We start from the raw sequence: 13725 nt of genomic DNA, 5'->3' as shown, positions 1-13725 counted from the left end.
AAATGAATAAAACACGACCAACAAGGAAGTAAGCAGTGACTCGCCGGATCGTCCAAGCGCCCCAACTATCTTCATTGCACCTGGAAGTGCGGGAAGGCCTGGGACTGGACGCGAGGGGAGTGTTTGAAAACGAGTGGTTCTCCGGCGAGTTTGAGCGCAACCTTCAAGGGATGTCACTGACTGGGTGCATGGTTGCTGATTCCTCACTCGACGGAATCGACCTTTCCTCATCTACTTTCACCGAGTGCGAGCTGACCGGCCTCGATGCGCCAGGATGGAGGATGGCGTGCACCGTGCTTCGCGACGTCGAGGTGGCTGATTCCCGTTTTGGCGCTGCAGACTTCGGTGAAGCGGACCTCTTTTCGGTGAGGTTCAGCGGGTGCAAGTTCGCCTGGACTAACCATTCTGGTGGAACACTGCGGGATGTCCTCTTTGAAGACTGCGTATTCGACGAAGTCGATTTGTCCCAGGTACAGGCCCAACGCGTGGCCTTCCGGGGCTGTCGTGCTCGGACCCTGCGGGTGGATGCGGCGCGGATGAAAGACGTGGACTTCCGCGGCCTCGACTTCGACGCTATCTCTGGTGTGGGTTCCCTCAAAGGCGCGGTACTTACTAACGAACAGGCCGTCCACCTGGCACCTGCCATGGCGGCCTTTCTTGGGGCGATCGTCGACTAGCACACAGCCTACCGCCGACCGGCACCGACCGAGTCCGACCGGCATCGAGAGTAACCGAAGCAAAACGAAGAAGGAACCCCACTCAGTGAGGCGCCTCCCTGCGTTAATGCCTAAGTTTATTAGGCGTCGACGGACTCGCGCTCTTCGGACTCCATCAAGCCGGATACGCCGTGCTCGGCTGCGTCCCACACCTCTTGGTTCTGGATACCGGCGCGCTTGGCGACGATCGTGGCGCACAGTGCCTGGCCGGTAACGTTCACGGCGGTACGACCCATATCGATGATCGGCTCGATGGCCAGCAGCAGGCCAACACCGGCCAAAGGCAGGCCCAGGGTGGACAGGGTCAGGGTCAACATGACGGTTGCACCGGTGGTGCCCGCGGTTGCGGCAGAACCGATGACGGAGACGAAGATAATGAGAAGGTACTGCGTCAACGTCAGGTCAATGTTGTAGAACTGAGCGATGAAGATGGCGGCGATAGCAGGGTAGACCGAAGCGCAGCCGTCCATCTTGGTGGTAGCACCCAGCGGGATGGCGAAGGAAGCGTACTCGCTCGGCACACCCATTGCCTGCTCGGTGTAACGCTCCGTAACCGGCATAACGCCCATGGAGGAGCGGGTAACAAAGCCCAGGGAGAAGACGGGCCATACGCGCTTGTAAAAGCCCACGACCGGAATCTTGTTGAAGGCAAGAACTGCCGGGTAAACCACGCCGATGACGATTGCCAAGCCCACGTACATCGCGAGCACGAACTTGCCCAGGGAACCCAGTGCGTCCCAGCCGTAGGTGGCCACTGCCTTACCGATGAGGGCTGCGGTGCCAACCGGCGCCAGGCGGATGATCCACCACAAGACAACCTGGATGACCTTGAGGAAGGACTCGGTAAAGCGCAGGAATGGGTCGGCTGCCTTGCCGGCCTTCACGGCGGCAATGCCCAGCGCCAGGGAGATAACCAGTAGCTGAAGGGCACCGAAGCCTAGGGAAACCTCGCCCTCGTCGAAGGAAGCCTTCATACCGATGAAGTTCGAGGGGATGAGCTGCTGCAGGAAGGCCGTCCACGAACCGACGTGGGATGGCTCCGCTGCGCTCGCTGCATCGACAGTGGTACCAACGCCAGGGCGCAGCACGAGGGCAACGACGATGCCGCTGATGACGGAGAAGAAGGCGGTAATTGCGAACCACACCAAGGTGGAAATCGCGAGCGATGCGGCGTTGGCAACCTTGCGGAGGTTTGCCACGGAGGTAACAACGGCCGCGAAGATGAGCGGCGGCACCATCACCTTGAGTAGCTGGACATAAGCGCTGCCCACGCCGGTGAGGGTCTGGGTGAGCCAGGAGCCCTTTTCATCGTCGGCAGGCAGGCCAGCGTCCATTTTGGAAGCGATAAATCCCAGGATCAGGCCGATGATGAGGCCTGCAATGACCTGGGCGCCGAAGCCGGTTACCCAGCTGGGCAGTTTCCGTGATTGCGTTTGTGGTTGAGACACGAAAATTCCTTTTACTTCGAACTTGTGAGAGTTTGGCGTTGTAGACAACTTTGTATGTATTTGAACTGTCTAGTCCATCGATTATGGACTGATCGGTTCACTAATGACATCAACACTGTACGACGTTTATAAATTCCCGTGCAACTATTGTGAGATCGGGCTCATGGTTGGGGTGCCCGGGGATGCAAGGGGCGCTACGTCGACCTTCGAGCCCGTGTGGTGGTGCGGGTTGTTTGAAGGGGAAATATCCTTCCGGAAACTTGCCGGGGTGAGGAGGATGTCAGGGGAAATGGATAAATCGGAAAAATACTTCCTGTTTTGTGATTTTGAGGCTATTTTAGAGTTTGAAAAGCGTAAAAAGGAAGGATATTTCCGGCATGAATCGCATCGATGGCTGGTTGACTGAACTCGGGACCGCACTGCGGGAAAGCCGAAAGGCGTATCAATTGACTCAGGAAGAATTGGGCGAGTTGGTGGGAGTGAGCGACAGAACGGTCCGAGATGTGGAGCTGGGGACCGGAAAAGCGAGCTTTTCCACCGTTTTAGAACTGCTCAGCGCAGTGGGGCTGCGTGTTGAGGTTGTGACCGCATGACGGCTAATGCCGCTGAGCGGGAACTGCGATTTCGCCGGGCTGCTTTTGAACTCTGAGAAGAGCCGCGAAAGAATTACGGAATTCGCTTCGTCCACTCCTCGGTGGAGTACTTCTCGGAAACGAGGCGCTCGGCCTCGGCAAGGGTCGCGTCGGAAAGCACGGCGTCCTTGGCGCCGTAGCGAGTGGCGAACTCACGGGCCATCGTTTCGATGATCTCTTCGCGCTTTACGCCAGTCTGGCGGCGCAGCGGGTCCACGCGCTTTTTGGCGGAGGAAAGTCCCTTCGAGGAGACCTTCACCTTGCCGATGCGCAGGACTTCCATCATCTTGTCTGCATCGATGTCGTAGCTCATCGTGGTGTGGTGAAGAACGGCGCCCGCGCGGCGTTTCTGTGCGGCACCGCCGATCTTTCCGCCGTCGGAGGTGATGTCGTTGATGGGAACGTACCAGGCATTGACGCCGTGCTTAGCTAGCGCGGCCAACACCCACTGGTCCAAATAGGCATAGGAAGCCTCGTAGGAGTACCCGGCAACCAGGGACTCAGGCGCATAGATGGAATAGGTAATGCAGTTGCCGCCTTCCATGAACATTGCGCCGCCGCCCGACATGCGACGCACCGGAGTGATGCCGTGCTTGTCGACGCCTGCTTGGTCCAACTCGTTGGCATAGGACTGGTAGGAGCCGAACACGACCGCTTTGTCGTCCCACTCCCAGAAACGCAGCGTCGGACCACGTTTGCCCTCAGCCACCTCGTTGAGGATGACCTCGTCGAGCGCCACGTTCACTGGGGTAGGCAGCACTCCCGGCTGGAGGATCTCCCATTGGTGGTCCGTGAAGTCGGTGCCGCCTGAGAGCGCACGCTTAACAGCTACGGCCAAGTCGTGCGTGGAAAAGCCGTGGAGGGCCACAGGGTGCTCCGCCTCAATCTTGGCGAGGGCGGCATCGAGCCGCGCGGTGATCTCTTGCGTGGAATCAGAAACCTTGGAGCCCTCCAGCGTAGGGCCGAGAGCCTCGAAGGCCTCTTCCGGCTCAAGGAAGAAATCGCCCGAGACCTGCGCGGAGGAGATAGTTCCGTCGGTGACCTCGATGTCTACGACAAGGAGCTTGCCGCCTGGGACTTTGAGTTCGAAATGCGTTGGGTTAGCCATACCTTGGTCAACGCTGTAGGGCGGCCGATTGTTCCAGAACTGAAGGCCCTAAGTTAGGCACGCCTTTCTAGATTTAGGCAATGGGTCACACTACTTTTGACTGTATGTCGAAATTTAGTCCTCTCAACTGGCCCGTTGTGCGCCAGGTGCGTTCTAAAGACGCCTTCGGCAGGGATCTCAGCACCCAGTCGAAGAAGAGCAAAGAGCTCCACGGACGGACCGTTGAAGCGGACCGCGTCGTGCAGTCTGTCTGTCCTTATTGTGCGGTGGGCTGTGCGCAGCGCGTTTATGTCAAGGACAACAGAGTCATTCAGGTTGAAGGCGATCCAGATTCTCCGATCTCGCGCGGTCGCCTTTGCCCGAAGGGCTCTGCCTCTGAGCAGCTTATTAACTCTGCTTCGCGTCTGACCAAGATCAAGTACCGTGCGCCTTACTCCACCGAGTGGGAGTACCTGGATACCGAAACCGCCATGGACATGATTGCGGATCGCTATATCGCATCCCGCAAGGCCCATTGGCAAGACGTTGACGATGAAGGCCGCACTCTCAACCGCACCATGGGTATCGCCGGTCTGGGCGGTGCAACCTTGGACAACGAAGAGAACTACCTGATTAAGAAGCTGTTTACCGCCACCGGCGCGATTCAGGTCGAAAATCAGGCTCGTATTTGACACTCTGCCACCGTTCCCAGTTTGGGAACTTCGTTTGGCCGCGGCGGCGCAACCCAACCGCTGCAGGATATGGCAAATGCGGACTGCATTGTCATTGAGGGTTCTAACATGGCTGAATGCCACCCAGTGGGCTTCCAGTGGGTAGTTGAGGCCAAGAAGCGCGGCGCGCGCATCATCCACGTGGATCCGCGCTATACCCGTACTTCGGCTTTCGCGAACCGCCACATCGGCATTCGCGGTGGTACTGACGTGGTGCTGCTTGGCGCCATCATCAAGTACATGCTCGACAACGAGCTTTATTTTCACGACTACGTGGTCTCGTACACCAACGCTTCCTCGATCATTTCGCCTGATTACCAGGACACCGAGGACTTGGATGGTCTTTTCTCTGGCTATGACCCAGAAACGGGCAAGTACGTTACCGACTCGTGGCAGTACGTGCGCAAGCCGGAAGGCTCCTCGTGGAACGTGGAGAAGGACGAGACTCTGCAGCACCCGAATTCGGTGTTCCAGATTTTAAAGCGTCACTACTCCCGTTACACCCCGGAGATGGTGGAGGAGACCTGCGGTATCTCGCAGGAGGACTTCTTCTATCTGGCTAATTCCATCGCGGATAACTCCAAGCCGGATCGCACCACCTGCTTTGCCTATGCCTTGGGCTTTACCCAGCACACGCTGGGCGCTCAGTTCATCCGTACCGCTGCTATCTTGCAGCTGCTGATGGGCAACGTCGGCCGCCCAGGCTCCGGCATCATGGCGCTGCGTGGCCACGCTTCCATCCAGGGCTCCACGGATATCCCGACGCTGTTTAACTCGCTGCCGGGCTACCTGCCGATGCCCCACGTTAACCTGCAGAGCTGGAAGGATTACGTCAATACCTTCCGCAAGGAAGATCAGAAGGGCTTCTGGCAGATCGGCGAAAACTATGCCGTATCGCTCATGAAGTCTTATTGGGGCGATGCCGCTACGGCGGAAAACGAGTGGGGTTATAACCTCATGCCGCGCATTTCTGGTGCGCACTCGACGTATGAGACCTTGATGGCCATGCTCGAGCATGAGGTTGAGGGCTACATCGTCTTCGGTCAAAACCCAGCGGTGGCACAGTCCAACGGCGGTATGCAGCGCCGTGGTCTGGCTGCGCTGAAGTGGCTGGTCGTTCGTGACTTCCAAGAAATTGAGACCGCCAGCTTCTGGAAGGACTCGCCGGAGATTAAAAACGGTGAATTGAAGACCGAGGAAATCGGTACCGAGGTCTTCCTCATGCCGGCAGCTACCCACGTGGAAAAGGCCGGCACCTTCACCCAGACCCAGCGCATGCTGCAGTGGCGTTTCCAGGCGGTCACCCCGCCGGGTGAGGCCACCAGTGACCTGTGGTTCTTCTACCAGCTGGGTAAGAAGATCAAGGAGCGCTTGGCCGACTCCACCGATCCGCGCGATCTTCCGGTTCAGAAGATCACCTGGGATTACACCGAAAACGAGGAAGGTGAGCCAGACTCCCAGGAGATCCTCAAGGAGATCAACGGCTACTACCTCGATGGTCCTAAGAAGGGCGAGCTACTGCCGACCTTCGTGGAGATGAAGAACGACGGCTCCACCTCCGGCGGCTGCTGGATTTACACAGGCGTGTTCAAGGACGGCATCAACCATGCCGCCAAGAAGGTACCGGGATCTGAACAAAACGAGGTCGCCCTCGAGTGGGGCTGGGTCTGGCCTGCAAACCGCCGCATCCTCTATAACCGTGCTTCCGCACGCCCAGACGGAAAACCATGGTCTGAGCGCAAGAAGTACATCTGGTGGGATGCTGCCAAGGAGGCATGGGTTGGCGACGACGTCCCAGACTTCCCAGTCAACAAGGCGCCGGATTACCGTGCGCCTATCGACGCCGTCGGCCCTGCCGCGCTCGACGGTGACGATCCATTCATCATGCAGGCGGACGGCGTCGGCTGGCTCTTCGCGCCGAAGGGACTATCGGATGGCCCGCTGCCAACGCACTATGAGCCGCATGAGTCCCCAGCGCACAACCTGCTCTACAAGCAGCAGCAATCGCCGACGCGTCTTACCATTAAGCGTCCAGATAACCTGTCGCGCCCAGAACCGGGCGAGCCAGGAGCCGAGGTCTTTCCGTTCGTGTTCTCCACCTACCGCCTGACCGAGATGTATACCTCGGGTGCGATGTCGCGCCGCCTGCCTTACCTGGCGGAGCTGCAGCCGGGCCTGTTCTGTGAGGTCTCGAAGGAGCTTGCAGAACTGCGCGGGCTGGAAAATGGCGAATGGGCAACCATCGTTTCACCGCGTGGCGTGATCGAGGCGCAGGTCTTGGTCACCGGCCGCGTGCAGAAGCTGACGATTAACGGCGAGGATTTCCACCAGATCGGTTTGCCGTATCACTACGGCGAGTCTGAAACCACGGACGTGGCTGGCGACGGCGCGAATGACCTGCTCGGTCTCACGCTTGAGCCGAACGTGTGGATTCAGAACTCCAAGATTGGTGCCTGCGATATCCGCCCGGGCCGTCGTCCACGCGGACATGCCCGCATCGAGTTGCTCAAGGAGTACCAGGACAAGGCTCACCTTGACCTGGAGTCCGGTAACCAGCTTGTCGACGTCGACGATGCTTTCACGCTGAATCCCGAAGACAAGGGTGCTAATTCCAAGGACGAAAACACCGGCGCTGATGACACCGCCGGCAACGTAGCCGACTACGAAGGCAAAGAAGGGTAGGTGAGTAGAGCTCATGGCTAATTTGCTTACTGAAAAAGCCGATCAGCACGGCTACGAGTCCTATAACCGCATGGCCTTCTTTACGGACACCTCGATCTGTATTGGCTGCAAAGCCTGCGAGGTGGCCTGTAAGGAATGGAACCGCAACCCGGTTGAGGGATATGCGGTAACCGGTGACTCTTACGACAACACCGGCTCATTGGGCGCTAATACCTGGCGCCACGTGGCCTTCATCGAACAAGGTCAAGAGCGCATCGAGCAGGCACGTGAGGAAGGCCGTCAGTTGGTCTCCCTCGGCATGCCCGGTTTCGGGTCGCAGCTAGAAAAGGTCGATACCACGCCGCCGGACACCGGTGACTTCCGTTGGCTCATGTCCTCTGACGTGTGCAAGCACTGCACCAACGCGGGCTGCTTGGACGTGTGCCCAACGGGCGCGCTCTTCCGCTCCGAGTTCGGCACGGTGGTTGTGCAGGATGACGTGTGTAACGGTTGCGGTACTTGCGTTGCCGGCTGTCCGTTCGGCGTCATTGAGCGCCGCGATGACGGCGGTGTGACGCTGAAGACTGATAAGACGGCTACCGTCGATTTTCAGCCCGATGACCACGCTGGCATTAATGTGTTCAAGAAGCTGGCGCAGCTGAAACCACAGGGCGAGGACCACACGCCGGGTGAGAAAATGCCGATTAAGAATCTCGGCGTCGCTCAGAAGTGCACCATGTGTTACGACCGCCTTAAGATCGGCGAGCAGCCAGCCTGCGCCAAGACATGTCCGACTGACTCCATTCAGTTCGGCCCGTATGAGGAGATGCTGGCCGCAGCCGAGGCGCGCGTCAAAGCTCTGCACGAGCAGGGCCTGACCGAGGCACGCCTGTACGGCGCCAACCGCGAGGACGGCGTCGGCGGAACTGGGTCCATCTTCCTGTTGCTGGATTCCCCGGAGGTCTATGGCCTGCCGCCAGACCCACGCGTGCCCACTGCGGACCTGCCGCAGATGTACAAGACCGCAGCTAAAGCTATCGGCGGCATGGCCTTGGCCGTCGCTGGCGCATTCGTGATGGGAGGCCGCAAGTGAGTGAATTCGACGAGTACCGCCCGCCGCAACCAGCGCGCGCTAACCGCTACCGCAAGTTCGACGGCATCAAGCCAAAGAAGAAGCGTAAGCGTCCTGGCGCCGGGGCGCAGGACGGTTCCAAGGAAGAGCGCATGGCGGAGGACTTCGAGTTCTCCTCCTACTACGGCAAGCCCGTGGTCAAGGCTCCGCCATGGGAGTGGCCGATTGGCGCTTACCTGTTCTTGGGCGGCGTCTCTGGCGGCTCCGCACTGCTGGCGGCTGGCGCGCAGGCCACCAAGAATGAAGCCTTGGCGCGCAGCACCCGCCTGGCGGCCTTTGGCGCTGCCGCGGGCGGCTCCGTGTTCCTGGTCTTGGACCTCGGCCGCCCTGAGCGCCTGCTGAACATGTTTCGTGTGTTCAAGGTGACCTCCCCGATGAGCGTGGGCTCGTGGATTCTGGGCACCTTTGCCACGGCCTCCTCCTTGCCGGCTTTGCATGAGGCGGACAAGCTGACCAAGCAGAAGCTGCCTGTGCCAAAGTTCGTGCGCAAGGCTCTTGGTGCCGCTACCGGTCCGGTCGGCGTGGCGGCGGGCATCTTGGGTGGGCCGCTGGCGGGATATACCGCGGTGCTTTTGGGCAATACCTCGAACCCGACGTGGAACGACGCCAAGCAGCATCTGCCTTATGTGTTCGTTTCCTCGGCCTCTGCCGCTGCCTCCGGCTGCGCCATGGTCTTTACTCCGGTCGAAAGCGCCGGCCCGGCCCGCGCTCTGGGCATGGCTGCCGCTGCCAGCGACCTGGTCATGACCGAGGTCATGGAGGAAAACATGGAGCCTGAGACCGTCGCACCTTTGCACAACGGCACCCCAGGCAAGTTGATGAAGGCCAGCGAGTACCTCATCGCCGCCGGTGGTATGGGCACCGCACTGGCCGCGGCCACCAAGTCACGTGCGCTTTCGGTGGTCTCCGGCCTCTCGCTCATGGCTGGTTCCGCCTGCACCCGCTTCGGTGTGCTTAACGGCGGCATCGAAGCGGTCAAGGACCCGGCCACGACCATCGCGCCCCAAAAACGCCGGGCGGAACGTGCCCGCGCGCAGGAAGGGCTGCGTCATTCGGTGATTACTTCAGTAGATTAAGCAAGCCGAATAAAAGGCCCGCCGTCGTGCGCGACGGTGCGGCCTATGACTGGGGAGCCCGGTACTTCGCCGATGAGCAGCAGGCCGCCGGAGGTCTGGGCGTCGGCTAAGAAGACGAGCTCTTCTTCGCTAAGCTCCGCGGCATTGTCGATGTGCGGGCGTACCCAATCCAGGTTGCGGCGGGAGCCGCCTGGAATAAAGCCCTCAGCAAGAGCTTCCTTGGCGCCTTCTACGGCCGGAACCGCGCTGGCGTCGAGCTCAGCGGCGATGCCGGAGGCGCGCATCATCTTGTAGAGGTGGCCCAACAAGCCGAAGCCGGTGACGTCGGTAGCTGCAGAAATGCCAGCCTCAACTGCTGCACGGGAGGCCTCGCGGTTGAGCGTGGTCATTGAGTCCACGGCCGCTTTGGAAACCTCACCAGTGGCCTTGTGCTTGTTGTTCAAGATGCCCACGCCGATGGGTTTGGTCAGCGTGATGGGAAGGCCCGCTTCCGCAGTGTCGTTGCGCATCAGCTTCTCCGGCGCCACGATGCCCGTGGCCGCCATGCCGTAGATTGGCTCTGGCGAGGTAATTGAGTGGCCACCGGTCACGGAGATGCCAGCTTGCGTCGCGATATCCATTCCGCCGTGCAAGACCTCGCGCAGAACGTCGAGGGGGAGTACCTCACGCGGCCAACCCACCAGGTTGATGGCGGTGACTGGGGTGCCACCCATGGCGTAGACGTCAGAAAGCGCGTTCGCTGCCGCCACTCGGCCCCAGTCATAAGGGTCGTTGAGCATCGGGGTGAAAAAGTCCGCGGTGGAAATTACCGCTAGGCCATCTTGAATCTTGACAGCCGCGGCATCGTCGCCGTCATCGAGGCCCACCAAGACGTTCGGATCGGCCTTGCCCACGAGGCCTTCGACGGCCGATTCCAACTCGCCCGGCGGGATTTTGCAGGCGCATCCGCCGCCTGCTGCAAAAGATGTCAACAAAATGTCGTTCATTATCCCGAGTGTACAACCGCTGGCAACACGCTGGGACAATAGTGCTTTTGCGGATGAGCGCGGGCGCGGTGCTGGGCAGGGTGTTGGCTGAATTGGCCTAAGTGTAAACTCGTGCGATGGAGGCGTACGTGTCCTGGTGGGCGCCCCGGTCTTCAAAACCGGTGAGGCCGAGTAGCTCGGTCTGGCAGGTTCGATTCCTGTCCGTCTCCGCCAGCGTATCTGGCACCCGTGGCATCTCCCCGCAACCCAAGGAACGTTTGTGACAAGCAAGAGCGATTCGCAGCGGCAGGACGAGCGCCGCAACATCCCCCGTACCGACCAACTTTTGGCGCTGCCGGAGGCCCAAGCTGCGCGCGAGAAGCTCGCGGAACATGCAGTGCGGGCTGTTATCCGGGGCGTCGTCAAGCAGGCGCAAAGGGGAGCCATCGCGCCAGCGGATGTCACCGCCAAGGTCCGGGATGCTCTAAACAACGCAAGCCCGTATAGCCTGCGCCCGGTGCTCAACGCCACCGGGGTTATCGTGCACACGAACTTGGGCCGCGCGCCGCTTCCGGAGGTTGCCATCGCTGCGCTTGCCGATGCCGCCGCCTACACCGACGTCGAGCTCGATCTTCCGGCCGGCGTGCGTTCTAAGGACCGCGGCCGCGGCGCCATCAATGCGCTGCTCGCAGCCTGCCTGGGCGCGGAAGATGCGCTCGTGGTCAACAACGGAGCTGCAGCGTTGTTGCTGGCCACCGCCGCTCTTGCCCCCGGAAAGGAAGTCATCATCTCCCGCGGCGAACTCATCGAGATCGGCGCCGGATTTAGGCTGCCGGAACTCATCGAATCCTCCGGCACGGTACTCAAAGAGATTGGCGCCACCAACCGCACCCACCTCGCTGACTACGAGGCTGCGCTAGGTAACAACACCGGTGCGGTGCTCAAGGTACATCCTTCCAACTTTCGCATCGAGGGCTTTACCACCGCCGTGGATGTGCCGCAGCTGCGTGGGGCGCTGCAGAAGCACAATAAGTCTCGTGGAGAGGGCGCGGGGCAGGTCAGCCTCATCGTCGATCTGGGCTCCGGGCTGCTGGTGCCGGACCCGACCCTGCCCGAGGAGCCGAGCCTCAGCGAGCAGCTGGATGCCGGCGCGGACGTGGTCATCGCCTCTGGTGACAAGCTGCTCGGCGGGCCGCAGGCCGGCATCATCTTGGGCACCAAGAAGGCTATTGCTTTGTTGAAAAAGCACCCGCTCGCGCGTGCGGTGCGCATCGATAAGCTGCGGCTAAACGCCCTGGAAGCAGCGCTGAATGCGCCGGCGAATGCAGTCGAGGAGGCCCTGCATATTGATTCCGCCAAGTACCGCCGCCGCACCGAAGAGGTGGCGCAGGCGGTAGGCGGCGAGGTGGTTGCACACGCCGGACGTGTTGGCGGTGGTGGGGCACCTGAGTACCCGCTCGAAGGCTTTGCCGTGGCTTTGCCGGAAGAACTCGCCGCTCTTCTGCGCGTAGGGCAGTCGGCCGTGCTGCCGCGCGTACACCAGGGGCAGTGTCTTATCGATGTCCGCTGCATCCCTGCCTCCCACGACGCCGCGCTTATCGCGGCCATCCGCAAAGCCCAAGAGCTACAGCCTGAGGAGTAAAAGATGTACGTCGTCGCCACCGCCGGCCACGTGGACCATGGAAAGTCCACGCTTGCGCGGGCGCTTACAGGTATGGACCCGGATCGCTGGGAAGAGGAAAAGCGCCGCGGGCTCACCATCGACTTGGGCTTCGTGTGGACGCACCTGCCCTCGGGCGCCGATGTTGCCTTTGTTGATGTCCCAGGCCATGAGCGATTCTTGGGCAATATGCTGGCTGGCCTGGGGCCTGCGCCGGTGGTGCTTTTCGTCGTCGCCGCCGATGAAGGCTGGCAGGCTCAGTCCACCGATCACCGCGATGCCATCGCCGCGCTGGGAATTAGTCACGGCGTCGTGGCGCTGACCCGCGCTGACCGTGCGGATGATCAGCGTCGTCAGGAGGTGCGCGCGGAGGTAGGCAGGCAGCTCGCGGCCACCGCGCTTGCCGACGCCGCCATCATCGAGGTCTCCGCTAAGACCGGGGAGGGCATCGAGAAGCTGCGCGCTGAGCTCGACACCGTGCTGGCTGCCGCGCCTGCTCCAGATGCCGTGCGGCGCGTTCGCCTGTGGGTAGATCGCTCCTTCAGCGTGAAGGGTGCGGGCACCGTGGTCACCGGAACACTTGGGGCAGGCAGCATTGCCGTGGGCGATCGACTTGAGCTGCTCAGCGGCGGGGAGCTGGTCCCAGTCGAGGTACGCGGCCTGCACAGTGAAAATACGGCGGTTGTCTCAGCCCAGCCAGTCACCCGCGTTGCGGTAAACCTGCGCGGCGTGGAGGCAGAGGCGATTAGCCGCGGCGATAGCCTGCTCAGCCCAAGCACGTGGCGGGTCACACAAGAATTCGACGTGCGCCGGGTCTCTGGCGAAAGCCTAAGTGACGTGGTCCAGGAGCTCATCGCCCATACCGGCACGGCGGGCGTGGCAGCACGCGTGCGACCTCTCAGCGGCGACTTCGCGCGCATTCGACTCAGTGCCCCATTGGCTCTTCAGCTGGGGGATCGCTTTGTGCTGCGCGGGCCCGGCGCTCGCCACGTGTTGGCCGGCGTGGAAATTGTTGACCTCGTCCCGCCCGCGCTGCGCCGGCGGGGAGCTGCAGCCCGCCGCGCGGAAGAACTCGCGCAGCTGGAAGACTACCGCAATCCGGCGCAGAGCCTGCGCCGCCGCGGTTACGTGTTGCTCAGCGAGTTAGAACAGGATGGCTATGAGACCTCCGCGCCGCCTGCCGGGGTGATTGCCTTTAACAAGTGGTGGATCACCGCCCGCCAGGTGGGACAGTGGAAGCAGGCGCTTAATGATGCCGTACAGGAACACATGGCGGCCAAGCCGCTGTCTGTCGGCCTGCCGCGCGGTGCCGCCCGCGATGTATTGGGTGTCGAAGAAGATAGCCTGCTCAACCTAGCTGTTGCCGCGGCGAAGCTGGAGTCCGCCGAAGGCGTTATTCGGCTGCCCGGCGCTGCGGTTAACTTGGGCGAGGCAGAAGCGGGCGTTGCCGAGCTGGAGCGCCGGCTAAAGAGAGAGCCCTTCGCCGCGCCGGAGGCCGCGGACCTACGCGAGCTTGGTCTGGGAAACAAGGAGCTTGCCGCAGCTGAGCGCGCCGGGAGACTGCTGCGCCTAAAAGACGGCGTGGTGTTGCTGCCCGCGGCAGTCGCGGAGGCGAGA

At 61.2% G+C, this 13725-nt stretch carries 10 protein-coding genes and 1 tRNA gene; 8 read left to right on the top strand and 3 right to left on the bottom strand.

Translation table 11 applies throughout. The features are described from left to right. The first annotated feature begins 35 nt into the window (after positions 1–35). Complete coding sequence (locus HMPREF2724_RS00420; RefSeq protein WP_070456240.1) at positions 36–677, top strand: pentapeptide repeat-containing protein; 642 nt, start codon at positions 36–38, stop codon at positions 675–677. Positions 678–796: 119 nt separating this feature from the next. On the opposite strand, the gene HMPREF2724_RS00415 is transcribed toward HMPREF2724_RS00420, so the two are convergent. Further along, positions 797–2164 (bottom strand): dicarboxylate/amino acid:cation symporter, encoded by a 1368-nt coding sequence (locus tag HMPREF2724_RS00415; RefSeq protein WP_061921680.1) that lies wholly within the window; start codon positions 2162–2164, stop codon positions 797–799. A gap of 377 nt (positions 2165–2541) precedes the next feature. On the opposite strand from HMPREF2724_RS00415, the gene HMPREF2724_RS00405 reads away from it, so the two are divergent. Continuing rightward, complete coding sequence (locus tag HMPREF2724_RS00405; RefSeq protein WP_061921683.1) at positions 2542–2757, top strand: helix-turn-helix domain-containing protein; 216 nt, start codon at positions 2542–2544, stop codon at positions 2755–2757. Positions 2758–2830: 73 nt separating this feature from the next. Here HMPREF2724_RS00405 and HMPREF2724_RS00400 read toward each other — a convergent pair whose 3' ends face one another. Further along, positions 2831–3904, bottom strand: coding sequence for a lipoate-protein ligase small subunit (locus tag HMPREF2724_RS00400; protein WP_061921685.1), 1074 nt, complete (start codon positions 3902–3904; stop codon positions 2831–2833). A gap of 104 nt (positions 3905–4008) precedes the next feature. On the opposite strand from HMPREF2724_RS00400, the gene fdnG reads away from it, so the two are divergent. From fdnG to nrfD, 3 genes are read left to right on the top strand one after another with little or no spacing between them, the layout of a single operon-like run. Beyond that, positions 4009–7296, top strand: a complete 3288-nt coding sequence (gene fdnG, locus HMPREF2724_RS00390) for a formate dehydrogenase-N subunit alpha (RefSeq protein WP_246818173.1) — start codon at positions 4009–4011, stop codon at positions 7294–7296. Positions 7297–7309: 13 nt separating this feature from the next. Then, complete coding sequence (locus HMPREF2724_RS00385; RefSeq protein WP_061921695.1) at positions 7310–8368, top strand: 4Fe-4S dicluster domain-containing protein; 1059 nt, start codon at positions 7310–7312, stop codon at positions 8366–8368. Next, on the top strand, positions 8365–9483 hold the full coding sequence (nrfD, locus tag HMPREF2724_RS00380) for an NrfD/PsrC family molybdoenzyme membrane anchor subunit (RefSeq protein ID WP_070586682.1): 1119 nt from the start codon (positions 8365–8367) through the stop codon (positions 9481–9483). The genes HMPREF2724_RS00385 and nrfD overlap by 4 nt, the downstream gene beginning before the upstream one ends. Here nrfD and selD read toward each other — a convergent pair. Further along, positions 9480–10469 (bottom strand): selenide, water dikinase SelD, encoded by a 990-nt coding sequence (gene selD / locus HMPREF2724_RS00375; protein WP_070456233.1) that lies wholly within the window; start codon positions 10467–10469, stop codon positions 9480–9482. The genes nrfD and selD overlap by 4 nt on opposite strands. 118 nt (positions 10470–10587) lie before the next feature. On the opposite strand from selD, the gene HMPREF2724_RS00370 reads away from it, so the two are divergent. The 3 genes from HMPREF2724_RS00370 to selB form a co-directional block, all read left to right on the top strand. After that, a tRNA-Sec gene (locus HMPREF2724_RS00370) sits at positions 10588–10682 on the top strand. Between the two features lie 46 nt (positions 10683–10728). Next, on the top strand, positions 10729–12090 hold the full coding sequence (gene selA, locus HMPREF2724_RS00365) for an L-seryl-tRNA(Sec) selenium transferase (protein ID WP_070456231.1): 1362 nt from the start codon (positions 10729–10731) through the stop codon (positions 12088–12090). Positions 12091–12093: 3 nt separating this feature from the next. Continuing rightward, positions 12094–13725 (top strand): selenocysteine-specific translation elongation factor (selB, locus tag HMPREF2724_RS00360; protein WP_070586681.1); only part of this gene is annotated, 1632 nt, incomplete at its 3' end.

This window comes from Corynebacterium sp. HMSC071F07 (assembly GCF_001810285.1).
In the GTDB taxonomy this organism is placed as follows: Bacteria; Actinomycetota; Actinomycetes; order Mycobacteriales; family Mycobacteriaceae; genus Corynebacterium; species Corynebacterium simulans.
The sequence above is the reverse complement of the archived record's forward strand: the minus strand, read 5'-3'. Positions and strand labels throughout refer to the sequence as shown.